Origin of the sequence: Erwinia psychrophila (assembly GCF_039023475.1) — a bacterium.
In the GTDB taxonomy this organism is placed as follows: domain Bacteria; phylum Pseudomonadota; class Gammaproteobacteria; order Enterobacterales; family Enterobacteriaceae; genus Erwinia.
Genome location: NZ_JBCHVB010000004.1, coordinates 100,606 through 126,574 on the forward strand (window position 1 = coordinate 100,606; position 25,969 = coordinate 126,574).

20 protein-coding genes are annotated in these 25,969 nt (G+C 56.5%); 7 read left to right on the forward strand and 13 right to left on the reverse strand.

The window, feature by feature from the left end:
• Positions 1-29: 29 nt before the first annotated feature.
• The 3 genes from feoA (at position 30) to AAH446_RS11615 (ending at position 4,359) form a co-directional block, all read left to right on the forward strand.
• Positions 30-251: a ferrous iron transporter A gene (gene feoA / locus AAH446_RS11605; protein WP_342906848.1), complete on the forward strand. Its 222-nt coding sequence runs from the start codon at positions 30-32 to the stop codon at positions 249-251.
• Positions 252-253: 2 nt separating this feature from the next.
• On the forward strand, positions 254-2,560 hold the full coding sequence (gene feoB / locus AAH446_RS11610) for a Fe(2+) transporter permease subunit FeoB (RefSeq protein WP_342906849.1): 2,307 nt from the start codon (positions 254-256) through the stop codon (positions 2,558-2,560).
• Between the two features lie 113 nt (positions 2,561-2,673).
• The gene (locus AAH446_RS11615; protein ID WP_342906850.1) at positions 2,674-4,359 is read left to right on the forward strand and encodes a sugar phosphorylase; all 1,686 of its coding nucleotides are present in this window, start codon (positions 2,674-2,676) and stop codon (positions 4,357-4,359) included.
• 35 nt (positions 4,360-4,394) lie between these two features.
• On the opposite strand, the gene AAH446_RS11620 is transcribed toward AAH446_RS11615, so the two are convergent.
• Positions 4,395-4,664 (reverse strand): YdgH/BhsA/McbA family protein, encoded by a 270-nt coding sequence (locus AAH446_RS11620; protein ID WP_342906851.1) that lies wholly within the window; start codon positions 4,662-4,664, stop codon positions 4,395-4,397.
• Positions 4,665-4,829: 165 nt separating this feature from the next.
• Entirely contained in the window at positions 4,830-5,606 is a 777-nt protein-coding gene (gene bioH / locus AAH446_RS11625) for a pimeloyl-ACP methyl ester esterase BioH (RefSeq protein WP_342906852.1), read from the reverse strand.
• Positions 5,607-5,638: 32 nt separating this feature from the next.
• Here bioH and gntX point away from each other — a divergent pair, with 32 nt between their 5' ends.
• Both gntX and nfuA read left to right on the forward strand, forming a co-directional pair.
• Positions 5,639-6,322: a DNA utilization protein GntX gene (gene gntX, locus AAH446_RS11630; RefSeq protein ID WP_342906853.1), complete on the forward strand. Its 684-nt coding sequence runs from the start codon at positions 5,639-5,641 to the stop codon at positions 6,320-6,322.
• A gap of 58 nt (positions 6,323-6,380) precedes the next feature.
• Positions 6,381-6,956, forward strand: a complete 576-nt coding sequence (gene nfuA, locus AAH446_RS11635) for a Fe-S biogenesis protein NfuA (RefSeq protein WP_342906854.1) — start codon at positions 6,381-6,383, stop codon at positions 6,954-6,956.
• An 85-nt stretch (positions 6,957-7,041) separates the two neighbouring features.
• Here nfuA and malQ read toward each other — a convergent pair whose 3' ends face one another.
• The 4 genes from malQ to glpE form a co-directional block, all read right to left on the reverse strand.
• A complete protein-coding gene (gene malQ, locus AAH446_RS11640; RefSeq protein WP_342906855.1) occupies positions 7,042-9,135 on the reverse strand; it encodes a 4-alpha-glucanotransferase in 2,094 nt (697 codons plus the stop codon).
• Between the two features lie 267 nt (positions 9,136-9,402).
• Positions 9,403-10,161, reverse strand: a complete 759-nt coding sequence (locus AAH446_RS11645) for a DeoR/GlpR family transcriptional regulator (RefSeq protein WP_342906856.1) — start codon at positions 10,159-10,161, stop codon at positions 9,403-9,405.
• Between the two features lie 37 nt (positions 10,162-10,198).
• Positions 10,199-11,020, reverse strand: coding sequence for a rhomboid family intramembrane serine protease GlpG (glpG, locus tag AAH446_RS11650; protein ID WP_342907119.1), 822 nt, complete (start codon positions 11,018-11,020; stop codon positions 10,199-10,201).
• Positions 11,021-11,092: 72 nt separating this feature from the next.
• Positions 11,093-11,419 (reverse strand): thiosulfate sulfurtransferase GlpE, encoded by a 327-nt coding sequence (gene glpE, locus AAH446_RS11655; RefSeq protein ID WP_342906857.1) that lies wholly within the window; start codon positions 11,417-11,419, stop codon positions 11,093-11,095.
• A 220-nt stretch (positions 11,420-11,639) separates the two neighbouring features.
• Between glpE and glpD the strand changes: the two genes are divergently transcribed.
• Positions 11,640-13,148, forward strand: coding sequence for a glycerol-3-phosphate dehydrogenase (glpD, locus tag AAH446_RS11660; protein WP_342906858.1), 1,509 nt, complete (start codon positions 11,640-11,642; stop codon positions 13,146-13,148).
• 241 nt (positions 13,149-13,389) lie between these two features.
• Here glpD and glgP read toward each other — a convergent pair whose 3' ends face one another.
• The 6 genes from glgP to asd form a co-directional block, all read right to left on the reverse strand.
• Entirely contained in the window at positions 13,390-15,837 is a 2,448-nt protein-coding gene (glgP, locus tag AAH446_RS11665; RefSeq protein WP_342906859.1) for a glycogen phosphorylase, read from the reverse strand.
• Between the two features lie 21 nt (positions 15,838-15,858).
• The gene (gene glgA, locus AAH446_RS11670; RefSeq protein WP_342906860.1) at positions 15,859-17,292 is read right to left on the reverse strand and encodes a glycogen synthase GlgA; all 1,434 of its coding nucleotides are present in this window, start codon (positions 17,290-17,292) and stop codon (positions 15,859-15,861) included.
• A gap of 87 nt (positions 17,293-17,379) precedes the next feature.
• Positions 17,380-18,669, reverse strand: a complete 1,290-nt coding sequence (gene glgC, locus AAH446_RS11675; RefSeq protein ID WP_342906861.1) for a glucose-1-phosphate adenylyltransferase — start codon at positions 18,667-18,669, stop codon at positions 17,380-17,382.
• 12 nt (positions 18,670-18,681) lie between these two features.
• A complete protein-coding gene (glgX, locus tag AAH446_RS11680) occupies positions 18,682-20,667 on the reverse strand; it encodes a glycogen debranching protein GlgX (protein WP_342906862.1) in 1,986 nt (661 codons plus the stop codon).
• Complete coding sequence (gene glgB / locus AAH446_RS11685) at positions 20,664-22,850, reverse strand: 1,4-alpha-glucan branching enzyme (RefSeq protein ID WP_342906863.1); 2,187 nt, start codon at positions 22,848-22,850, stop codon at positions 20,664-20,666. Before glgB ends, glgX begins: the two co-directional genes overlap by 4 nt.
• Before the next feature lie 495 nt (positions 22,851-23,345).
• Entirely contained in the window at positions 23,346-24,455 is a 1,110-nt protein-coding gene (gene asd / locus AAH446_RS11690; protein ID WP_342906864.1) for an aspartate-semialdehyde dehydrogenase, read from the reverse strand.
• Positions 24,456-24,735: 280 nt separating this feature from the next.
• Here asd and AAH446_RS11695 point away from each other — a divergent pair, with 280 nt between their 5' ends.
• Entirely contained in the window at positions 24,736-25,329 is a 594-nt protein-coding gene (locus AAH446_RS11695) for a YhgN family NAAT transporter (protein WP_342906865.1), read from the forward strand.
• Positions 25,330-25,405: 76 nt separating this feature from the next.
• Here the strand turns inward: AAH446_RS11695 and gntK are convergent, their stop codons facing one another.
• Positions 25,406-25,936: a gluconokinase gene (gntK, locus tag AAH446_RS11700; RefSeq protein WP_342906866.1), complete on the reverse strand. Its 531-nt coding sequence runs from the start codon at positions 25,934-25,936 to the stop codon at positions 25,406-25,408.
• Positions 25,937-25,969 lie beyond the last annotated feature (33 nt).

Consider the following 25,969-nt stretch of genomic DNA (forward strand, 5'->3'; position numbering starts at 1 on the left):
GGTGCGGTCATCGCCGCCGGGGTGGATTTATGCAGCTCATTCCTAAGCAACATTACAAAATCGTACGTTTTGCGCCAGACGTCAGCGCCGCCTTTCGCCAGAAACTTCTCTCCCTCGGCCTGCTCCCGGGTGCCATTTTCGAGGTCAAACGCGTGGCGCCGTTCGGCGATCCCGTGCAGATCGATACCCGCCTCGTCAGCCTGATGCTACGCAAAAAAGATCTGGCCTTCCTTCAGCTTGAGCGGGCATAACCATGAAATCCTGCACGATTGGCTTAATTGGCAACCCTAATGCCGGTAAAACCACGCTCTTTAATCAGCTCACTGGCGCGCGGCAGCGCGTAGGCAACTGGGCTGGCGTCACCGTCGAGCGTAAGGAAGGCACCTTTACCACCGGTCAGTATAAAGTCCGGCTGGTCGATCTCCCTGGCACTTACTCCCTGACGACCATTTCCGATCAAACCTCCCTGGATGAGCAAATCGCCTGCCATTACATGCTGAGCGGCGAGGCAGACCTGGTGGTAAACGTCGTGGATGCCAGCAATCTTGAGCGCAATCTCTACCTGACGCTTCAGCTCCAGGAACTGGGCATACCCTGCATTGTTGCGCTGAATATGCTGGATATCGCCGAGAATCAGCAGATAACGATAGATATTGCCGATCTGGAAAAACGCCTCGGCTGTCCGGTCGTGCCGCTGGTCTCCAACCGCGGGCGCGGCATCGATAAGCTGAAAGCGGCTATCGACAGCTATTCCCCACGGCCGGGAAAACTGATGGTGCGCTACCCTGACGACGTGCTGAGTAACGTCGCGGTGCTGTGCGAGGCGATGCCGGCCCATTATACGGCGCAGCAGAAGCGCTGGCTGGCGCTGCAAACGCTGGAAGGCGATATCTATAGCCGTGAACAGGTGGGAAACGCGGCAGCGCTGCTCGCTTCACTGCCGGGTCAGCAGGATGACCCGCTTCGTATCGTTACCGCCCGCTACGCGGCGATTGAAGCCATCTGCCAGCACGTTATCCTGCCCGATCGGGCAACGCCGCACCGGCTCTCCGCCAGGCTGGACAGGCTGGTAATGAATCGCTGGCTTGGTCTTCCCGTGTTTCTGATCGTGATGTACCTGATGTTTTTTATGGCGATCAACCTTGGCGGTGCGCTGCAACCTCTGTTCGATCTCAGCTCCGCCGCGCTCTTTATTCACGGCATGCAGTGGGCTGGCGCCATGCTGCATTTTCCGCTGCCGCTAACGCTGTTTCTGGCGCAGGGCATCGGCGGCGGGATCAATACCGTGATGCCGCTGGTGCCGCAAATTGGCCTGATGTATCTGTTTCTGTCGCTGATGGAGGATTCGGGCTACATGGCACGGGCGGCCTTCGTCATGGATCGCCTGATGCAGGCGCTGGGGCTGCCGGGCAAATCTTTCGTGCCGCTGATTGTCGGCTTTGGCTGCAACGTACCCTCGGTAATGGGCGCCCGCACGCTGGATGCGCCGCGCGAACGCCTGATGACCGTCCTGATGGCTCCCTTTATGTCCTGTGGCGCACGGCTGGCTATCTTTGCCGTCTTTGCCGCCGCGTTTTTTGGCCAGCGCGGATCGCTGGTGGTATTCAGCCTCTATCTGCTTGGCATTGCCGCTGCGATCCTGACCGGGCTGGTGCTGAAACACACGCTGATGCGCGGTGAAGCTTCGCCGTTTGTGATGGAGCTACCGACCTGGCACGTCCCGCACCTGAAAAGCCTGCTGCTGCAAACCTGGCAGCGGCTGAAAAGCTTCGTGTTCAGGGCTGGTAAGGTGATCGTGGTGGTCAGCATGCTGATCGGCGGCCTGAACAGCTTCTCCTTCAGCGGCCAGCCGGTATCCCGCATCGATGAATCGGCGCTGGCAACGGTGAGCCGTCAGATAACGCCGCTGCTGGCACCGATGGGCGTGCATGATGATAACTGGCAGGCGACGGTGGGCCTGATCACGGGCGCAATGGCGAAGGAAGTGGTTGTCGGTACGCTGAACACGCTCTATACCGCCGAAGCGCTGCATGAGGAGCCCTTCGATGTGAACAGTTTCAGCCTGGCCGGTGAGCTGAGCGAAGCGCTAAAGGAAACCTGGGCGGGCGTGCGGGAAACGTTCAGTCTCAGCGTCCTCTCTAACCCTGTTGAAGCCAGCAAAGGCGATGGCGAGATGGCCAGCGGCGCGATGGGCATGATGCACAGCAAATTCGTCAACGATGCCGCCGCCTACAGCTACCTGATTTTTGTGCTGCTTTACGTGCCCTGCGTGTCGGTAATGGGGGCTATTGCCCGCGAAAGCAGCCGCCGCTGGATGCTGTTCTCTATTCTCTGGGGCCTGAACCTGGCGTACTCGCTGGCCACCCTTTTCTATCAGTGTGCCACCTTCAGCGCGCACCCGCAAAACAGCGCCATTACGCTGCTGGCAGTCGCCATCTTTAATCTGCTGGTCTGGTTAGTGCTGAAAAACATCCATCTGCCCCCTGAGCGCCTGGCGGTCAAAACGGTAGTGACGGAAAACCGCTGTCAGGGGTGCGCGAAAAGCGGCAGCTGTCACTGATACGCCCGCTTTTACGCTGACATCGCAGGCCGTTGAAGTTGCGATATTGCTTCAACGGTCTACAGTGAAAGCTAACGTGGCTGTGAATAATTGCGGTGGCTCACTCAATAAAAATGGAAATTATCAATTCTTTACTCGATAAGATCTATGACAGCACTTTTCCCGAAACCTGTCGGGCGAGGCTGTCTGACGCCATCCGGGAAACGCGTGACGCCTTAACCCACCCACGCAAGGCGCACTGGGATGAAAAAGACGTGGTGCTGATAACCTATGCCGATCAGTTCCGCGAAAGCGAAGCCCCCACGCTGCGTACCTTTTCCCGTTTCTATCAACAGCACCTCCAGTCCAGCTTCAGCCTCGTCCATCTGCTGCCCTTTTTCCCTTATTCGTCGGATGACGGCTTCTCGGTGATTGACTATCATCACGTCAGCGCCATCTGCGGCGACTGGTCAGATGTGGCCGAACTGCACCAGCATACGCGCCTGATGTTCGATTTTGTCTGCAACCATATCTCCTCTCATAGCGCCTGGTTTAAGCACTATCTGGCGATGGATCCCGGCTGGGATGACTTTTTTATCAGTATGCCTCCCGCCACCGATCTGAGCGGCGTTACCCGCCCGCGCACGTCACCTTTACTGACGCCCTTTGAGATGGCCGACGGCGACACCCGGTTTATCTGGACGACCTTCAGCGCAGACCAGATAGACCTCAACTTCGCCAATCCTTTTGTGCTGCTGAGCATGGTTGACGTTCTGCTGGATTACCTGGCAAAAGGCGCCGACTATATCCGGCTGGACGCGGTCGGCTATATGTGGAAAACCCCCGGCACCAGCTGCATTCACCTTGAAAAAACGCACCAGCTGGTGAAGCTTTTTCGCGCCATTGCTGATGAAGTGGCGCCCGGTACGGTGATCATCACCGAAACCAACGTCCCGCATAAAGACAATATCAGCTACCTGGGTAACGGGCGTGACGAAGCGCAAATGGTCTATAACTTTTCGCTGCCGCCGCTGGTACTGCACGCTATCCATTATGGTTCCGCCCGTGCCCTGAAGCAGTGGGCCGCCTCGCTGGGCGTGGGCAGCGGTACAACCACCTTCTTTAATTTTCTCGCCTCGCACGATGGCATTGGCCTGAATCCGCTACGGGGGATCCTGCCGGAAACCGAAATCGTGTCTCTGGTGCGCGATCTGGCAGCCGAAGGCGCGTTGATTTCGTGGAAAAATAACCCTGACGGCACCGCCAGCCCTTACGAAATCAACGTCACCTATATGGACGCGCTGAATAAAAAAGAGGACGACGATGATACGCGGCTTCAGCGCTTTATGCTGGCTCACGCTCTGCTGCTCGCCTTCCCCGGCGTTCCGGCGGTTTATGTACAGAGTATTCTGGGTTCACGGAATGATATGGAAGGGGTAAAAGTCGCGGGGCATAACCGGGCGATTAACCGGGAAAAATATGCCATCAGTGAGATTGAAGCCGCCCTGAGCGATCGGAAATCGCTGCGTCATCGCGTTTACCATGCCCTCAGCGCCCTGATCCAGCTGCGCATCCGGCAGCCCGCTTTTCACCCCGATAATCCTATGGAAGTGCTGGAGAGCGACAATGCGCTGCTGGTCTTAAGCCGTCCGGTCAAAAAGCATGATGCGCTGCTCTGTATTTATAACCTCAGCGGGCGGGAAATGACCTATTCGCTGCCGGAAAACCAGCGCTACAGGAATATCAACAATGATGAGCGGGTGGAGGGTGACGTGCCGGTGCGGCTGGCGCCGTGGGGCTGGCTGTGGCTGAAGCGGTAAAAGCAGGCAGCAAAAGCGCTGCCTGCTTCTGAGATTTACTTATAGACGTCCGCTGTGGCGCTGAATTTGCCATGCTCACGGCCGGCAATCACCAGGAAATATTTCCCGCCTTTTTCATCAGCCATTTTAGAAAGTTCCTTTTTAGCATCCATTGGCGAAGTGGTTTCCGCCGTTGTATTCACCGTACCGATTTTTTCAAGATTCATGGTTTGTACTTCTTCTTTCGTCACTTCTTGTGCGGCAAATGCCCCGAAAGAAACCGCACTAACCAGTAATCCGGCCACAGCTGTTTTAAACATATTCATCAGACACACTCCTGCATAGTTGTTAGAAATAAGCCGTCGCTTGATGGGATTACAGGGAGGGTACTGCCAGATTCCCTGACCATCGCAGAGGTAAAAGGTAAGCGTTCCTGCTTACCCTCTTCATTATCGCCCCTAACCGATAAATAGCCAGCCGGAGAGTAAAATTTAGCCGGTTGTTTTCAAACCGAAATCAATCAGTTGCTGACAAAATATTTCCGGGTGAGAGATAAAAGGCGCATGGGCGGCTTTATCAATGATGACGGCCTGACTGCCGGGCCAGGCCTGGTCCAGCAGCGGCACAATACGGCGCGGCACCAGCCCGTCCAGCGCCCCGTAAATTCTTAATAGCGGCACGGTTAACGCCAGCATCTCTTCGCGAAGATCGGCCGTACGCAGAATTTCCAGCCCACCATTCAGCACCTCAACGTCCGGCGCCTGCTGGCTAAGCACCACGCTTTTCAGCATCCTCGCGTCCTGACGCGCTGTTTCGGTGCCCAGCGTTTGCAGGGCGAGAAAACGCTCAACGGTGCGCTGAAAGTCCTCGCTCAGCTGCTGCTGGAAGTTACTGAGCGTTTCCGGCTTAATGCCCGGCCACTCCTCACCCGCCGTAAAGCAGGGAGAGGTGGCCACACCGATCGCGCCACTGACCCGTTCCGGATGGTGTAAAGCCATTTTACTGGCAACCAGTCCGCCCAGCGACCAGCCCAGCCAGAGCGCCTTCGGCGGCGCGTAAGGCAGCAGCGTCGCAACCATCTCATCCAGCGTCATGGCGGGAAATGAACCGCTGCGCCCATACCCCGGCAGATCAACCAGGTGCAGGCGAAAATGCGGACTGAGCCGGTCAATCGTGCCGCGCCATACTTCCGCATTCAGCCCCCACCCGTGCAGCATCACAAGATCGCGATCGCCTGCTCCTGTTGTCTGCCAGTAAAGCTGAGTCATGGGTTATTGTCCTGTTTTTGTCTGAGGCCGCTATGCTATCAATCCCCGCCGCCTGTTGGCTATGTCAGATGCCGCTGATCCTTGCGCACCACGGCTGCTGTAGCTTCTGCCTGCGTCACTTACCCCGTCTTCCCACCTGCTGTCCCCGCTGCGGGCTACCTGCGGCCACATCGCAGCAGGAATGCGGCCGCTGCCTGCTGCATCCGCCCGCCTGGCAGCATATGGTCGCCGTCAGTGACTGGCAGCCACCGATACGCGATCTGGTTAAACGGCTGAAGTTTTTTCGGGCTACCGCACTCTCCTCCCTGCTGGCAAGACTGATGTTACTGAGCTGGCTTAGCGCGCGCCGTGAGCACAGGCTGCGCAGACCCGATCTGCTACTTACTGTACCCTTACAGAAAAAGCGTGCCTGGAAGCGCGGCTACCACCAGATGGAAAGCATTACCCGCTCTCTCGCCCACTGGCTCGGCTGTCGCTATGTGCCCGCCGGCCTCAGGCCGGTCCGGCAGACAGCGGTGCAGCATAATCTGACCGCCCGGGCGCGCCGCAGGAATCTACGCGGCGCCTTCAGGGTTGATATCGACGTCAGAGGGCAGCATATCGCCCTGATAGATGATGTGGTGACGACCGGCAGCACTGCCGGAGAGATGAGCCGCATTTTGCTGGCGGCCGGGGCGGCCAGCGTGCAGGTATGGTGCCTGTGCCGAACCTTGTAGAGCGTCGGCGATGGGCGTATTATAACCAACTGATTTAGTCAACTATTGAGCAATCGCCATGATCCGAATTACTGATTCTGCGCAAGAGCACTTCGCAAAACTGCTGTCGAAACAGGAAGATGGCACCCAAATTCGCGTATTCGTCATTAATCCGGGTACGCCAACTGCCGAGTGCGGTGTGTCCTACTGTCCGCCTGATGCGGTAGAAACGACCGATACCGAACTGAAATTTGAAAAGCTTACGGCCTATGTGGATGAGCTGAGCGCACCCTATCTCGACGATGCGGAAATCGACTTCGTTACCGATAACCTCGGCTCCCAGCTGACGCTGAAGGCGCCAAACGCCAAAATGCGTAAGGTGAACGACGACGCGCCGCTGATTGAACGCGTTGAATATCAGCTACAGGCTCAGATTAACCCTCAGCTGGCCAGCCACGGCGGCCGCGTATCGCTGATGGAAATCACCGAAGACGGCTACGCCATTCTGCAATTTGGCGGCGGCTGTAACGGCTGTTCCATGGTTGATGTGACCCTGAAAGAAGGCATTGAGAAAGAGCTGCTGGTGGCATTCCCTGAACTTAAGGGCGTCCGCGATCTGACCGAGCATCAGCGCGGCGAGCACTCGTTCTACTAAGTAGTCGCGTTACGCGGGCGGCATCCGTGCTGCCCGCATCATCTTCTTCTTTACAGCACCGCGTAATTTTACCCACTCCTGCGCCCTATTTCCCTTTATCCACTTTGTTACCCGCCTTGCGCCTGCGGTTAAGATCCTTAAGCAGCTTATTGATCCGATCGTCGGAGAACATCGCCTCCAGCGTCATACTCAACTTACGCCGCCAGTTAGGATATTGATCGGTGGTGCCGGGGACGTTGACCGGCTTCTCCATATCCAGCCAGTCTTCAGGCTGTAACCCCAGCAGCGCACTGTTGCTGTCGGCAATAAACCGCTGCATGGCGCGGTTAAGCTGCGGATTCATGCTCATCTGGTCGGCATTTTTTCCGCTCCGCTTTGGCAGACAGCCATACTGATGCAGCGCCTTCAGCAGCGCCTGCTTCTGCCTCGCGCGATCCTGATACAGCCCCTGTAATACCGCTTTATCGGGATAAACGCCCAGTTTTTCGCCGAGGGTAAGATCGTCCGCCGTCCAGAATCCACGAAGCGTCGGCAGATCGTGCGTGGTTGCGCTGGCCATCGACTGACGTGGCCAGGACGCTGGCGATCGGTAGCGCTCCGGGCTTTCCTGTTCAAAATAGAGGACTTTCCAGGAGTAGATGCCGCTGCGGCGAAGCATGGCAACGATCTCTTTTGGCACCGTACCCAGATCCTCGCCGATCACCATACACTGGCTGCGCTGGCTCTCCAGCGCAAGGATGGCCAGCAAATCTTCGACCGGATAATAGACATAGGCGCCGTTATCCGCGGTTTCTCCATAGGGTATCCACCAGAGCCGCAGCATTGACATCACGTGGTCAATGCGAAGCGCCCCGCAGCTGGTCATATTCGCCCGTACCAGATCGATAAAAGGCTGATAGCCTCTTGCCGTCATAACGTGAGGGTCCATCGGCGGCAGTCCCCAGTTTTGCCCCTGCGGCCCAAGGATATCCGGCGGCGCGCCTACCGAGGCGCCCAGGCAATAGAGTTCCCGATCGCACCATGTCTCCGAACCGCCTTCCGCCACACCCACGGCCAGATCGCGATAGAGGCCCACCGGCATACCGCGCTGCTGGCTGAGCTGCCAGCACGCTTCAAACTGGCTGTGCGCCAGCCACTGCAACCAGAGCCAGAAGCGGATTTCGTCCTGATTACTGTCGCAAAAATGCCGTACGGCCTCGCTGTCAGTTTGCTGAAGCGCTTCCGGCCAGGCAGGCCAGCCCCATCGCTGCGGATCCTCCTTCAGCATTTCGCCATGCAGCGCATCATAGGCGGCCTGCCAGAACAGGCTGTCGCCGCCGCTTTCTACAAATTTCTGAAAGCGCTCCCGCTCGGGATCGTCAGCATGCCGCTGGCTGAAATGTTGCCAGGCGTAGCGCAATCCCTGCATTTTCAGCCCGACCACCCGTGAATAATCGACCCAGTCGCTTTCTCTGGCTTTCGCCAGCTGCGCGCGGGTGTTTTTTTGCTGCCACCAGCGCGCAGCCGCTTTGCTCTGCTGGAAATCGGGCACGGCCGCCACGTCAATGTAGATCACATTCAGCCAGCGTCGCGACGAGGGGCTGTAGGGACTGGCGTTTTCCGGGCTGGCCGGATAGAGGGAATGGATGGGGTTCAGGCCAATAAAAGCGCCGCCCCGATCGGCAACCTCAGACAGCATGTTTTTGAGATCGCCAAAATCGCCTGCTCCCCAGTTTTTCTCCGAACGCAGCGTATAAAGCTGGATAGAGGCCCCCCACAGCCGTTTACCTGCCCGGAGCGGCTCGGGTTCGTAGCAACGTTCAGGCGCGACGATGATCCGGCACGACCAGCGCTTTTTACCCTGCGTGAGATGAAGCTGGTGATAACCAAACGGCAGGATGGCGGGCAGTTTAAGCGTGCTGCTGGCGTCAGTTTCCCCCTGAAACGTTTTCCCATTCTCCGCGTCCAGCTGCCACTGATAGCGTCCGGCACCCGCGATCGCAAGCTGCATCGTCCGCCGGCGGATAAATACTTTGCAGGCCGGGACAGGGTCGTTTTTTTTCTGCCTGGCCGGTGCCATCGCGGCCAGTAATCGCTGGCGAACCTCCGGGCTCACCTCCTCAGGCTCCCCTTTGGCATTCACATAGTTTGCGGCGATCCCTGCCGCAGCAGCCAGCTGTTCGAGTTTTTTCCTGTTCATAGCGCCGCCCCTCAGCCTTTGTTCAGCCAGACCGGCTGCTTTTTCTGGCATGTAAGCGTCGCGCCGGAGCACGCCGGATGAAATATCTGTTGCGACATACCGCTTCCTTCTCAAATGATGGTCGAAAGACGAAAAGTAAAAACAGGACTGACGCTTACAGTTAAGACCGGAACAGAAAAAAATGCTCACCCGACAGGTGAGAAAATGTGAGGGCGTTAAGGAAGAGATTTGGCAGCGTCCCTGCTGCCGTCAGGCTGACGCCAGCGCTCAGCACAGTTCCAGATGAACTTCGTGCTGCTCAATCATTTGCAGTACGCTGGCGGGAGGATTCTCATCGGTAAACAGATAATCGATCAGGCTCATGCTGCCCAGGTTTACCATCGCGTTACGGCCAAATTTCGAGTGGTCCGCCACCAGCATAACGCAGCGGGAATTTTCAATAATCGCCCGCTTGGTACGCACTTCATGATAGTCAAAGTCGAGCAGTGAGCCATCCATATCAATGCCGCTGATGCCCAAAATGCCGTAATCAAGGCGAAACTGTGAGATATAATCCAGCGTCGCTTCGCCCATGATGCCGCCATCGCGGGTACGGACTTCACCGCCCGCCACAATCAGACTGAAGTCCGGTTTTGACATCATCAGCATGGCCACATTGAGGTTGTTGGTGACCACGCGCAGATTGCTGTGGTTCATCAGCGCGTGCGCGACCGCCTCGGGCGTGGTGCCGATATCAATAAATAAGGAGGCTCCGTCAGGGATCTGGCTGGCGACGCGCTGCGCAATGCGCGCCTTTTCCGCCGACCACATCATCTTACGATCCTGCCAGGCGGTGTTTTCCGAGCTGGAGGGCAGCGCCGCGCCGCCGTGATGACGCTGGATTTTGTTCTGCTCCGCCAGATCGTTCAGATCGCGCCGGATGGTTTGCGGACTGACGGTAAAATGTTCCACCAGCTCTTCCGTACTGACGTAGCCCTGGCGACGCACCAACTCGATAATGGCGTCATGACGTTGGGTCTGCTTCACAAAACTCTCCTGTTGACCGCATCCCTGCGACTGAATATTAGGATCTTTTCACCTGGTGACTATCGGCAAAGGCCATTACCAGGCCGACCAGCAAACCGGTAATGTGCGCGGCGTTAGCAATCGACGGACCAAACCAGTCCATGTACTCCATCACCAGCCAGACCACGGCAAAAGCCATCAAACCACGCCCGAGGAAGATCCCGCTTTCAGGGTCCCGCTCACCTCTTAGCCACACATAGCCCATCAGAGCATAAACCGCCCCCGACAGGCCGCCAAACATCACGCCGCTATATTTTGACTGCATCCAGCCGCTGAGCAGTGCGGAAATCAGCATAATGACAAACAGCTTACCGGAACCCAGCCGCTTTTCTACCGCGCCGCCGAGATACCACCACCAGAGCAGATTGAAAACGATATGCAGAAGGGAAAAATGCAAAAACGCATGCGTAAACCAGCGCCAGAGCTGATAGTGCTGATCTTCAGCCGGCCAGGCCAGCCAGCTCATAACTACGCCATCGCCCAGGATCTGCATCAGAATAAATATCGCAATACAGACAGCCATCACCGACAGCGTTAGCGGGCCTGCCCGCTGGCGAATGTTCGCCATCAGCGATGAACGCTGATAGCGAATACCGCTTTCAGTGTTGCCGGCCTGCCAGCTCGCTGCCAGATAGCGGGGATGGTTAGGATCGCGGATAAACTGGTTAAGTTCGTTTTCGACCAGATTAACTTTCGAATCATCATCCAGCCAGAGAATATAGCCCTCATCATGCTCGATTCTGAGCAGGATGCCGTGCGTGGCCATATAGTCTACAAAAGCCTGTGCCATGCGGGGATTGGAGAAATCAGTAATGCGCATCATCGCCGTCGGAACTCCCTGTTTACGCTATCAGAAGGGCTGCCTGTCTCACTGCCGGAATGAGGCTGCTGGCTACGCCAGTGATTCTACCTGCTGCGGGAAGGCCGACCGCCAGGCTTCAAACCCGCCGTCCACGCTACAGACCCGATCAAAACCCTGCGTCAGCAGGTACTGAGCCGCACTTTTACTGCTGATGCCGTGATAGCACATCACCAGAACCGGGGTATCCGGAGTGGATCGCCCGATAAAGTCTTTCAGTGAATCATTCGTCAGATGAAATGCGCCACTGGCATGGGCGGCCGCATAGCTCTGCGGATCGCGTATATCGACCAGCAGTGCGCCGTTTTGCGCCAGTTCGTCCTGGGCCTGCTGCACGCTGATGCACTCAAATTGTTCCATAACCGCTCTCCGGGTAAATAAAATCTATTGTAACGCGTTAGCGGGCCACAATAACCAGAGAATCAGCAGGGTTAACCCGCTTTTATCCCCATAATAATGTTACCTATATCACGCATAAATGTTTTTATTCCGTTAACGCTGGCATCAATGTTGGTTTACGATTATTATTATGCTCGAAAACGAACATTAAAGAACTATTCCGAACATCGGAGGAGAAAACGTGGAAACCAAAGACTTGATCGTGATCGGCGGCGGCATTAACGGCGCCGGGATTGCGGCAGATGCCGCGGGACGCGGGCTGTCTGTGCTGATGCTGGAAGCGCAAGATTTGGCCTGCGCGACCTCTTCTGCCAGTTCAAAACTGATTCATGGTGGCCTGCGCTACCTTGAGCATTACGAATTCCGCCTGGTGAGTGAAGCCCTGGCGGAGCGGGAAGTGCTGCTGAAAATGGCGCCCCATATCGCTTTCCCGATGCGCTTTCGCCTGCCGCATCGTCCCCACCTGCGTCCGGCATGGATGATTCGTATCGGTCTGTTTATGTACGATCACCTGGGCAAACGTACCAGCCTGCCGGGCAGTAAAGGGGTTAATTTTGGCGCGGATTCGGTGCTGAAGCCTGAAATTACGCGCGGTTTCGAATACTCCGACTGCTGGGTGGATGATGCCCGCCTGGTGGTGCTCAATGCCCAGGAAGTGGAAAAACGCGGCGGCGAAGTGCGTACCCGCACCCGCGTGACCCGCGCCTGGCGTGAAGATAACTTGTGGACGGTAGAAGCAGAAGACGTCGATACCGGGAAAACCTATACCTGGCGTGCGAAAGGTCTGGTCAACGCTGCCGGTCCATGGGTTAAACAGCTGTTTGATGAAGGCCTTGAGCTGAAATCGCCGTACGGCATCCGTTTGATCAAAGGCAGCCATATCGTGGTGCCTCGCGTTCATACGGAGAAGCAGGCTTATATCCTGCAAAACGAAGATAACCGCATCGTTTTCGTCATTCCGTGGATGGATGAGTTCTCTATTATCGGCACCACCGACGTGGAGTACAAAGGCGATCCTAAAAACGTCCAGATTGATGACAATGAGACGGAATACCTACTGAAAGTCTTCAACGCGCACTTCAGGAAAACGTTGAGTAAGGAAGATATCGTCTGGACTTACTCTGGCGTACGTCCGCTGTGTGACGACGAGTCAGATTCCCCGCAGGCGATTACCCGCGACTATACGCTGGATGTGCGGGATGATAATGGACAGGCTCCTCTGCTGTCGGTATTTGGCGGCAAGCTCACCACCTACCGCAAGCTGGCGGAACACGCGATGGAAAAAATGTCGACGTATTACAACAATATCGGCCCGGCATGGACCAAATCCTGTGTGCTGCCGGGCGGTGATATTGCCGGTACGCGTGAAGATTACGCTGCCAGCCTGCGTCGCCGCTATCCGTTTATTACCGAAGCGATGGCGCGTCACTATGCCCGCACCTACGGCAGCAACACGGAGCTGTTGCTGAACGAGGCTAACAGCCTTGACGATTTGGGCGAGCTGTTCGGCCACCATTTCTATGAGGCGGAGCTGCGCTATCTGGTCGCTCATGAGTGGGTGCGTCAGCAGGATGATGCGCTGTGGCGCCGGACGAAAATGGGCATGTTCCTGAACGACGAGCAGCGCGCGCGCGTTGGAGAGTGGCTGGCTCAGCATGCGAAAAAACCGGCGCTGTCGCTGGCCTCCTGAGCCGTTCACCGGACAGTAGAAAGGGCGGAATAATATCTGCCCTTTCAGAATGCTGATAGACGTAAAGCGAGGGGAACAGGGACTGGGAGTAAAGCGTCCCGCGCCATGGACGGCGCGGGCCGAGCTATCAGGGACGATGCTTTTTGCGTCTTTACGAGCAGGCCCTGTTCCCGGAGCCAGCACTTAGTCATCAGCCTGAAGGGCGGAATATTTTCCGCCCTTTTTTATGGCCGGACCACGATTACAGCCGGACGGGTTTGATTCCCCAGATCTCATCCGCGTACTCCTGAATGGTACGATCGGAGGAGAAATAGCCCATATTGGCAATATTCAACAGCGCCTTGCGCGTCCACTCCTCAGGACGGCGATAAAGCTCATCGACCCTATCCTGCGTATCCACATAGCTGCGATAGTCAGCCAGCAGCTGATAGTGATCGCCCAGATGCACCAGCGAATCGAAGATATTACGGTAGCGGCCCGGCTCCTCCGGACTGAACGTGCCGGTGGCGATCTGGGTCAGCGCCTGATGGAGATCGGTATCCTGCTGGTAAATAGTATGAGGACTGTAGCCACTGGTGCGCAACGCCTCAACTTCCGGAGTGGTATTGCCGAAGATAAAGATATTCTCCTTACCCACATGCTCCAGCATTTCCACATTGGCGCCGTCAAGCGTACCGATGGTCAGCGCGCCGTTAAGCGCAAATTTCATATTGCTGGTGCCCGACGCTTCCGTACCCGCCAGCGAAATCTGCTCGGACAGATCGGCTGCTGGAATGATGATCTGCGCCAGGCTGACGCCGTAGTTGGGGATAAACACCACTTTCAGCTTATTTTTCACCTGCGGATCGTTATTAATGATCTTCGCTACATCGTTGATAAGGTGAATAATATGCTTCGCCATGTAGTAGGCCGAGGCCGCCTTACCGGCAAAAATATTCACCCTTGGCACCCAGTCTGCGTCAGGATCGGCCTTGATGCGGTTATAACGGGTAATGATGTGCAGCACGTTCAGCAGCTGGCGTTTGTACTCATGAATACGTTTGATCTGCACGTCGAATAACGCGTTGGGATCGATAACAAGATCCATATTTTTTGCAATATAGTCGGCCAGACGCTTTTTATTATGCAGCTTGGCATCGCTGATTTTCGCCAGAAAGCTGGGGTAATCAATATGCTGCTTCAGCTCATCAAGCTGGCTCAGTTCAGTACGCCAGTTGCGGCCAATCGCCTCATCCAGCACGCCGGAGAGAGAAGGATTAGCCAGCGCCAGCCAGCGTCGCGGCGTGACGCCGTTGGTTTTATTACAGAAACGCCCAGGGAATAAGGCGGCGAAATCGGCAAACAGCGACTGCACCATCAGATTGGAGTGCAGTTCAGAAACGCCATTCACTTTGTGGCTCACCACCACGGCCAGCCAGGCCATACGGATCCGGCGGCCGTTAGCTTCATCAATAATCGAAATGCGCGACTGAAGATCCCAGTCATCCGGGTAGTAATCCTGGATGGTTTTCAGGAAGTAATCATTGATATCAAAAATGATCTGTAGATGACGGGGCAGGATTTTACCGATCATATCCACAGGCCAGGTTTCCAGCGCTTCCTGCATCAGCGTATGGTTGGTGTAGGAAAAGACCTGGCAGGTCACTTCAAAAGCGTCGTCCCAGGTGAACTTATGCTCGTCGATCAACAGACGCATCAGTTCCGGGATAGCCAGCACCGGGTGGGTATCGTTCAGGTGGATGGCAATTTTATCCGCCAGGTTGTCGTAGGTCTGGTGCATGGCCCAGTGACGATGAAGAATATCCTGCACGGTTGCCGAGACGAGGAAATACTCCTGACGCAGTCTCAGCTCACGTCCCGAGTGCGTGGAGTCATCGGGATAAAGCACGCGGGAGACGTTTTCAGAGTGGTTTTTATCTTCAACAGCCGCGAAATAGTCGCCCTGGTTAAATTTCCCCAGGTTAATCTCGTTACTGGCCTGTGCGCCCCACAGCCGCAGGGTATTGGTCGCATCCGTGTCATATCCCGGAATGATCTGGTCATAGGCCATCGCCAGGATTTCTTCCGTTTCCACCCAGCGGGCGTAGCTGCCCTCAAGCTGGATGCGGCCGCCGAAGCGGACTTTATAGCGCGTATTGTGGCGCTGAAATTCCCACGGGTTGCCGTACTCAAGCCAGTAATCGGGGGATTCCGCCTGGCGGCCATCCACGATGTTCTGCTTGAACATGCCGTAATCGTAGCGGATGCCGTACCCGCGCCCCGGCAGGCCCAGCGTCGCCAGCGAATCCAGGAAGCAGGCGGCCAGACGCCCCAGGCCGCCGTTCCCCAGCCCCGGATCGTTCTCTTCTCCAATCAGATCTTCCAGATCGAAACCCATCTCTTCCAGCGCCGCTTGCGCATCGTCGTAAATGCCCATTGCCAGCAGCGCGTTTGAGAGTGTACGCCCCACCAGAAACTCCATGGAGAGGTAGTAAACCTGACGGACGTCCTGGGAAAGCTGGGCGCGGCTGGAACGTAGCCAGCGTTCGACCATGCGATCGCGCACCGCCAGCAGCGTTGCGTTCAGCCACTCATGCTTATTGGCAATGGAGGGATCCTTACCAATCGTAAACATCAGCTTGTAGGCAATGGAATGCTTTAACGCCTCGACGCTCAGCTTCGGGGCGGTATAAGTAAAAGGCGCTTTCATAATGAGTTTCCCATTTCCTGATTACAACAGACGTTGATAGAGATCGCGGTAGGCGACAGCGGCCACCTTCCAGCTAAAATCCATCCCCATCGCCTGACGCTGTACGTAGCGCCACAGTGAAGGCCGGGACCAGAGCACAAATGTCCGCCGTATCGCACGAAGCAGCGACCAGGCGTTACTGTCTTCAAAAACAAAACCGCTGGCGATGCCGTCGGCGAGATTTTCCAGCGAGCTGTCGTTAACCGTATCAGCCAGCCCGCCCGTTCGCCGCACCAGCGGCAGGGTTCCATATTTCAGGCCGTAAAGCTGCGTCAGGCCGCAAGGCTCAAAGCGGCTTGGCACCATAATCACATCGGCGCCGCCCATGATGCGGTGGGAAAACGCTTCGTGATAACCGATCTGTACGCCCACCTGCCCTGGATATTCCGCCGCGGCGGCCAGAAAGCCCTGCTGCAACACGGCATCGCCCGCACCGAGCAGCACCAGCTGTCCTCCCTGCTCCAGCAGGCCCGGCAGCGCTTCCAGCACCAGATCCAGCCCTTTCTGCTTCGTCAGACGGCTGACAACGGCAAATACCGGGACCTTGTCATCAATTTTCAGCCCCATGGCAATCTGTAGCTGCCGCTTGTTTTCTAACTTGGCATCCAGCACGTCACGGTTGTAGCGCGCCGTCAGCAGCAGATCGTGGGCCGGGTCCCAGATAGCGGGATCGACCCCGTTGAGGATGCCGGTCAGCCGTCCCTCTAACTGGCGCTGCTTGAGCAAATCCTCCATGCCGTTGCCATATTCCGGCTGGGTGATCTCCCGTGCATACGTTGGGCTGACCGCCGTAATGTGGTCGGCAAAGAACAGCCCCGCCTTGAGATAGGAGATCTGGTTGTAAAACTCCAGACCGTGCATATCGAAGAACGACCAGGGAAGCTCAATCTCATCAAGATGATGCGCATAGAACAGCCCCTGATAGGCCAGATTGTGCACGGTGAAGACCGATTTTGCCGGTCGGCCCCGCGCGGCCAGGTAGGCGCAGGCCAGTCCGGCATGCCAGTCGTGCGCATGCACGATTTCCGCCCGCCACAGGGGATCGGCCCCGCAGGCCATTTCACATCCCATCCACCCAAGCAGCGCAAACCGCAGATAGTTATCCGTGTAAGCGTACTGCGATTCATCGTGATAAGGACTTCCCGGCCTGTCATAAAGCTCCGGTGCATCAATCAGATAAATCCCCACCCCGTCATACTCACCGTAGAGCAGCTCAACTGGACCAGCGAACGTTTGCAGCTTAGCCACAACCCGGGTATGGGGAATGCCTTTTTTCAGGTCAGGGAAACCCGGGAGCAGGACACGGGTATCAATGCCTTCTGCAATCTGCGCGGCCGGTAATGCTCCAACTACATCAGCAAGCCCACCCGTTTTTAGCAGTGGGAAAATTTCTGAACAGACATGTAAAACCTGCATTATCGGCTCCTTTTACTGTGTTCTGACGCGTTCCTCCGCATCAAATACCTTTGCCTTTTCTTGCCAGAATTTTTAAATAGATCGTGTTTAGCTACGCCAGCCCAGCTTTGCCAGCATGGATCGCGTCACCAGCACAATGCCTTCCTCAGAACGATGAAACCGGCGTGCGTCATCATCCGGATTCTCTCCGATGACCGTCCCCTCCGGCAGCTCGCAGGCTCGGTCAATCACGCAGCGGCGCAGGCGACAGGAGCGCCCCACCACCACATCCGGCGAGAGGACGGAGGATTCGATATTGCAGAAAGAGTTAATCCGCACGCGTGAAAAGAGCACTGAATTAACCACGACAGAACCGGAAATAATGCAGCCGCCCGACACCAGCGAGTTCATGGTCATACCGTGGCTGCCCGAACGGTCCTGGACAAACTTCGCGGGGGGAAGCGGCTCCATATGGGTGCGTATCGGCCATTCACGATCGTACATGTCCAGCTCAGGCGTCACTGAGGCGAGATCCAGGTTCGCTTTCCAGTAGGCTTCCAGCGTGCCGACATCGCGCCAGTAGGGCGGTGCCGTTTCATCACTCTGCACGCAGGAGTCGCTGAATGAGTGCGCGAGCGCTTCACGGGAGGCGACAATCTGGGGCAGAATATCTTTGCCGAAATCGTGGTTTGACTCGGGATTTTTCAAATCATCTTCCAGCAGCTGGTAGAGATACTCCGCATCGAAAGCGTAGATGCCCATGCTCGCCAGCGCCAGGGATTCATCGCCCGGCATATGAGGCGGTTCCGCCGGTTTTTCCAGAAAATCGACCACTTTATTTTCGTCGTTCACCGCCATTACGCCAAAGGCAGTGGCTTCGCCGACCGGAACAGGCAGACAGGCGATGGTACATTTCGCCCCGTTTTCCACATGGTCCAGCAGCATCCGGGAGTAATCCATTTTGTAGATATGATCCCCGGCGAGGATGACGACATACTTCGCCTGATACCGGCGGATGATATCGAGGTTCTGCGTCACGGCATCAGCGGTCCCCCGATACCAGTGCTCCGTGGAGAGCCGCTGCTGAGCGGGCAGAAGATCGACAAATTCGTTCATCTCCTCATTCAGGAAGGACCAGCCTCGCTGAATATGCTGCACCAGCGTGTGGGACTGATACTGCGTGATCACCGCGATCCGGCGGATCCCGGAATTGAGACAGTTCGACAGGGCAAAATCGATAATGCGAAATTTTCCGCCGAAGTGAACCGCAGGCTTGGCGCGTTTGGCCGTCAGATCTTTTAACCGCGTACCGCGCCCCCCTGCCAGGATCAGGGCTACCGTTTGTGAAGGCAATTGTCTTGCCAGCATCAGGGGGTCGTTCTTATCTAATTTGACCATGACTGACTCCTGTTATGATTGTTCCTGGAACACGCACACACCGTGGGCGGGTCCATGCCAGACAGCTAACAGAATCGGGTTGTTATCCCCGGCGAAGGGCGGGATGGCATGCCATTCCCCCTGAGGCAACACAAAATCGCGCACTTCTTCGGTGGCGTTAAGGGTAAGGAGCCAGTGGCGGGACAACCGGATTTGCAGACAGTGCGCACCCTGTCGCCACGCTTCCTCATCCAGCGGCTCGCCGTTCTGACCGAGCCACTCTACGTTCCCATCGCCCTCCTGCCACCAGCGGTCCGACTGTAGCGCCGGGATACACTTTCGCAGGTGGATAAGCGCGGATGTAAAAGCGAAAAGCCCGCTGTCGCCGTGCGCCCAGTCAAGCCAGGTCAGCGCATTATCCTGACAGTAAGCGTTATTATTGCCGTGCTGGCTGTGCCCGTGCTCATCGCCAGCCAGCAGCATCGGCGTGCCCTGCGCCAGTAGCAGCGTGGTCAGCAGGGCATGCATGCTGCGACGGCGCAGTTCCGTGACCAACAGCGGCGCGTTCAGCCCCTCCACGCCGTGGTTATGGCTGAAGTTGCTGTTGCTGCCGTCCCGGTTATCTTCGCCGTTCGCTTCGTTATGCTTATGGCTGAAGCTGACCACGTCGCGCAGGGTGAAACCATCATGGGCAGTGATCAGATTGATGGTGCTGGAAGGCAGCCGGCCCGAGGCCTGGAACAGATCGCTGGAGGCGGCGAAGCGACGGGCGAACTCCCCGTTGGAGAGATCACCGTAGAGCCAGTAGCGTCGGGAAATATCGCGGAAATGATCGTTCCATTCCGCGAACGGCGCCGGAAAATTGCCGACCTGATAGCCGCCGGGACCGATATCCCAGGGTTCTGCGATCATTTTGCACTGCGACAAAACGGGATCGGCGCTAATGGCCTGAAACAGCGCGGCGTCACGCCGGTAGTCAGGTGTGCGGCCCAGCACCGTTGCCAGATCGAAGCGAAAACCGTCAACGTGGCATACCTCAACCCAGTAGCGCAGACACTCCAGCGTCCAGTTCATTACCCAGGGATCGCTGATGTTCAGCGTGTTACCGCAGCCGGTCCAGTTGTGATAATCGCCCTGCTCCGTCAGCCAGTAATAGCTTTTGTTATCCACGCCCCGCTGACAAAAAACAGGCCCGCTCTCTTCCAGTTCCGCCGTATGGTTAAACACCACATCCAGAATCACTTCAATGCCCGCGGCATGCAGCGCTTTGACCGCCTGTTGAAATTCATCGCGAGGACGGCTGCCGTCAGCGCCAGACGCATAGCGGGCATTAAGCGCGTAAGGTGCCAGCGGGTTATAGCCCCAGTAGTTCACCAGGCCCAACCGTTGCAGGCGGGGTTCGTGAGCAGAATAAGCCACCGGCAGCAGCTCAAGGCTGGTAATGCCGAGTTGTTTAAAATAGGCGATCATCACCGGATGACCCAGCGCGGCGTAAGTGCCTCTTATCGCCTCAGGGATCTCCGGATGGCACAAAGTCAGCCCTCGTACGTGCGCCTCATAAATCACCGTCGATGCCCAGGGCACGCGCGGCGGCTCATCCTCTTCCCAGTCGAAATCATCAGCCAGCACAACGCTTTTAGGGGCTACGGGCGCGCTGTCTTCGGTATTCATTTCCGTTTCACCGCACTGGAAGCGGGGATCGTCGGCTACCTCGCCTTCAACAGCCTGCGCGCAGGGATCGAGCAGCAGCTTATGGGGATTAAAGCGATGCCCCTTTTCCGGCTGCCATGGGCCGTGTACACGGTAGCCATAGCGCTGTCCGGGCTTCGCTGCCCGCAGGTAGCCGTGCCAGACGTCACCGCTGCGCGCCGGAAGATCGACCCGGGTTTCGTACCCGTGCCGATCGAACAGGCAGAGCTCTACCCGTTCCGCATGTCGGGAAAACAGAGAAAAATTGATGCCTTTTCCGTCATAGGACGCACCGAAGGGTGTCGGTTTTCCCGGCTGTATGGGACTCATGATGCTTCCCTGAGCAACCAGACCGTCGCAAGCGGCGGCAGAGTCATACTGAGTGAGTGTTCGCGGTTATGGCTGGGTATGGCTTCGCTGTAAAGCACGCCCTGATTGCCGGCATTGCTGCCGTGGTAATGACAGGAATCCGTGTTAAGTACCTCGCGCCAGCGCCCGCCTTGCGGCACGCCGAAGCGATAACTTTGATGCGTCACCGGCGTAAAGTTGCTGGCGACGATCAGCTCATTCCCTTCCCGATCCCGGCGCACGAAGACGAAGATGGAGTTATCGAAATCGTCCACTACCAGCCACTCAAAGCCCATAGGATCAAAGTCGAGCTGGTAGAGAGGCGGCGTTGCCTGATAGGTGTGGTTAAGATCTTTCACCAGACGCTGCACGCCGTTGTGCCAGTTGTCTTCGCCTTCCAGCAGGTGCCAGTCCAGGCTGGAGTCGTGATCCCACTCCCTGCCCTGGGCAAACTCATTGCCCATAAACAGCAGTTTTTTGCCGGGGAAACCAAACATCCAGCCGTAGTAGGCGCGCAGATTGGCAAATTTTTGCCAGGCGTCACCGGGCATTCTGTCGAGGATCGATCGTTTGCCGTGTACCACCTCATCATGCGACAGCGGCAGGACAAAATTCTCGGTGTTGTTGTAGATCATCCCGAAAGTCATATTGCTGTGATGATGCTTACGGTAGATCGGGTCCTGCTTCATATAATCCAGCGTGTCGTGCATCCAGCCCAGGTTCCATTTGTACCAGAACCCTAACCCTCCCATTTCCGGTGGCCGGGATACGCCAGGGAAATCGGTCGATTCTTCTGCAATGGTGACGGAGCCCGGCGCGGCGACGCCGAGCGTGCGGTTGGTATAGCGCAGGAAAGCGATCGCCTCGAGGTTTTCACGGCCGCCAAGGTGGTTTGGCACCCATTCGCCCTCTGCCCGGCTGTAGTCACGGTAGATCATCGACGCCACTGCATCCACGCGCAGGCCGTCAATACCGAAGCGCTCCAGCCAGTAGAGCGCGTTGCCCGCCAGAAAATTACTGACTTCGCGACGGCCAAAGTTATAAATCAGCGTGTTCCAGTCCTGATGGTAGCCTTCCCGGGGATCGCCATGCTCATAAAGCTCGGTGCCGTCAAAATTTGCCAGCGCAAAGTCATCGGAAGGGAAATGGCCGGGTACCCAGTCGAGCAGCACGTTAAGCCCGGCTTCGTGCGCCACCGCGACAAAATTGCGGAATTCGTCGCGCGTACCGAAACGCCGGGTTGGCGCATACATGCCGGTGGGCTGGTAGCCCCAGCTGCCATCGAAAGGATGCTCATGAATTGGCATCAGCTCAAGGTGGGTGAATCCCATCTCTTTCGCATAGGGCACCAGCTGTTCCGCCAGCTCTTTGTAGCTGAGCCAGTAATTATTGTCCGTATGCCGCCGCCAGGAGCCAAGATGCACCTCATAAATGGAGATAGGCGCATCGAAATCGTTAGCGCGCTGGCGCGCTTCGGTCATCTGCGTTTTGGGAGGAATGCCGCAGATCACAGAGGCGTTGGCTGGTCGCATTTGCCCTTCATAAGCGTAAGGGTCCGCTTTCAGCCGCAGCTGACCGTGCGCATCGATAATTTCAAACTTATAAAGGTGCCCCTGGACCGCGCCGGGGATAAACAGCTCCCATACGCCAATTTCCTGACGGAAACGCATCGGGTGGCGCCTGCCGTCCCAGAAGTTGAAATCACCGACGACCGAAACGCGACGGGCGTTTGGTGCCCAGACCGAGAAGCGGGTGCCGATCACCCCATCGATCACATCCGCATGCGCGCCCATCGTCTCGTAAGGGCGCAGATGGGTTCCTTCAGCGAGCAGCCAGCTATCCATCTCCGCCAGCAAAGGGCCGAACCGGTAAGCATCGTCAATCAGGTTCTGTTCCCCGTGCCAGGTAACGGCCAGCTGGTAACGAAAAAGGTTTTTACGACGCGGGATAACGCCATTGAAAAAGCCGCGTGAATCAAGGCATTCCAGCCGGGCAACTTTTCGTCCGGTGTTAGTTTCAATGACCCATACTTCAGTGGCATCCGGCAGGAGCGCACTGACTTCCAGACCTTTTGCCGTCTGGTGCATACCGAGTAGCGAAAAAGGGTCAGCATAGTGACCTGAAAGTAAATCGTTAATAAGCCGACGATCCGTAAGCTCGGACATGACTGTCTTCCCGTGATGTATGGCAGACGATCCCCGGTCAGGATGGAGGATGTACTGCTCTTCATTGAGCCAAAAGCACGCTGATAGGGAGAAAGCCTTCCGTTGCAAAAAACCGCCGCAGCGTGCGACAACTTCAGTTGGAGACAAAACGCTTCTGGCCAGGGCAGCGGGTGATCCCGCCCGTGCTGGACTCAGCGATATTGGTAAGCATAGCTAAGCCACCACTAAAGCCAGCACCAAACGCGAAAAAATTTGGCTTTCAGATCAAACTTTCAGAGATTAATGAAGTAAAAGAGGGAGAGGAGAAAATAGCGTCAGCATGAAATCGCCTTTATGGCGAAGTAACAGGCAGATCGGTTCGGGGGCAATAGTATTCTTTTGCCCCCGACAGTTTATTGATGGCTTATTACCAGCCACCCGCAGGCTAAACGCAGCGGCTTAGCCTGTGGTCAGATCGCCCGCCGCCCCTGTTCAGCGCGGCAGGCGGAATGGAGGTTAACCGACCAGCAGACGCAGCATACGCCGCAGCGGCTCAGCGGCGCCCCAGAGCAGCTGATCGCCTACGGTAAAGGCGGAGAGGTACTCTGGTCCCATATTCAGCTTACGCAGTCGCCCAACCGGCGTTTTCAGCGTTCCGGTAACCGCCGCCGGCGTCAGCTCACGCATCGTCAGCTCACGATCGTTCGGCACCACGTTTACCCAGTCGTTGTGGGAAGCCAGCAGCTGCTCCACTTCACTCAGCGGCACGTCTTTTTTCAGCTTCAGCGTAAAGGCCTGGCTGTGGCAGCGCAGCGCGCCAACCCGCACGCAAAGTCCGTCGACGGGGATGAGGCTGTCCGGTTGCAGAATCTTGTTGGTTTCCGCCTGTCCTTTCCACTCCTCCCGGCTCTGTCCGTTTTCCAGCTGCTTATCGATCCAGGGGATCAGGCTGCCCGCCAGCGGGACGCCAAAATTATCCGTTGGCAGGGTGCCGCTGCGGCTCATCTCCGTCACTTTACGCTCGATATCAAGAATGGCGGAGGCCGGGTTATGCAACTCTTTCGCCACATGGTCATGCAGCATCCCCATCTGGGTCAGCAATTCGCGCATATGCCTTGCACCACCGCCTGACGCCGCCTGATAGGTGGCCACAGAGGCCCACTCCACCAGATTATTCGCGAACAGCCCGCCCAGCGACATCAGCATCAGGCTGACGGTACAGTTACCGCCGGCAAAGGTTTTAATGCCTTTATCCAGCCCCTGACGGATAACGTTGTGGTTAACGGGATCGAGAATAATCAGCGCGTCGTCTTTCATGCGCAGCGTGGAGGCCGCATCGATCCAGTAGCCCTGCCAGCCGGCGGCCCGCAGCTTTGGATAGATTTCCGTCGTATAATCGCCGCCCTGGCAGGTGATAATAATATCCAGCGCCTTTAGCGCTTCGATGTCAAAAGCGTCCTGCAACACGCCGCTGGACTGACCGCCCACCTCAGGGGCTGGCTGCCCGTATTGTGACGTGGAGAAAAACACCGGACGAATGACGTCAAAGTCACGCTCTTCGCGCATACGCTGCATCAGCACGGAGCCCACCATGCCGCGCCAACCTACCAAACCAACTGTTTTCATGTTGCACCTGCTGAGGCGACCCGATCTGCTCATTTGTTTTCCGGCAGCGTCCGGCCCGACTACGCAGTGAAGCTACGCGGCGGTCCGGCATGCGGGAGAAAAGCAAACTGACTACGAGAGTAACGCCTGACCTGTTAGAGTAAATGAAGAAGAAAACGATCTACCGTTTACCTTACAAAATGTTGAAAAAGTGGCAAGTGAATTAAATCGATTGCAGGCAATTTTTTAGCAGTGCTGCTTATAATCCGCAGCAAAATGCGCTGATAAGAGAACAATAACGATGACAGAGATGATCTCCGCAACAATATTATTGTTGCTCATTATGGATCCGCTGGGCAATTTGCCCATTTTCATGTCGGTTTTGAAGCATCTGGAGCCAAAACGACGCCGGATAGTGCTTATCCGTGAAATGCTGATCGCGCTGGCCATCATGCTGCTGTTTTTATTTGCGGGGGAAAAAATTCTCGCGTTCCTTAACCTGCGGACTGAGACCGTTTCCATTTCCGGCGGCATTATCCTGTTTCTTATCGCCATCAAGATGATTTTCCCTTCACAGGAGAGCAGCGGCAGCGGACTTTCCGCCGGTGAAGAACCTTTTCTGGTGCCGCTGGCGATCCCGCTGGTGGCTGGCCCGTCGCTGCTGGCTACCCTGATGCTGCTTTCACATCAGTATCCCCATCAGATGACGCATCTGGCCGGCGCGCTGCTGATTGCCTGGGGCGCGACGGTGGTGATCCTGCTGCTGTCGGGACTGTTCCTGAAACTGCTCGGGGAGAAAGGCGTTAATGCTTTAGAAAGGCTGATGGGGCTGATTCTGATTATGCTGGCGACGCAGATGTTCCTGGACGGCATCCGGGCCTATCTGAAGATCTGAAAAAGGGTAGCCCCTTTTCCGGTTTGCTGAACAGGCCTGACTGACGCACACCACGGCCTGTCCCGCATTTACGCCGTTATTTTATCGCCGCTTCGATAGTGGCAACCGTGTCTGCAACAACGTTATCCAGCGCCTGGCTGATATCGACAACCAGCACATCGCGCTCATCGCTGTTGGGTTCTTCCAGCGTTTCAAACTGGGTAACGAGCATCTGCGGCTTGAAAAAGTGCGCTTTACGCGCGCGCAGGCGTGCTTCAATGGTGGCAAAGTCACCCCGGAGGTAAATAAACGAAAGGTTATCGTTACCTTCGCGCAGGATTTCCCGGTAACGCTTTTTCAGCGCCGAGCAGACGATCAGCGAGACAGGATTGGTGCGCTGCATGGCGAATGCCGCATCGTTAATGGCTTTAAGCCAGGGCTGGCGATCCTCATCGTTCAGCGGATGGCCCTCGGCCATTTTCTCAATATTTGCACGGGGATGCAGAAAATCCCCATCCAGAAATGCCGTCTTCAGGTGATAGGCAACCGCGTTGGCAACGACGGATTTGCCGCTTCCCGATACGCCCATCAGGACAAATACATGGTTAGACGAGGCAGGTGTGTTCATTTGATTCGCTCCGGCAGAGTAGTCCGGCGCATG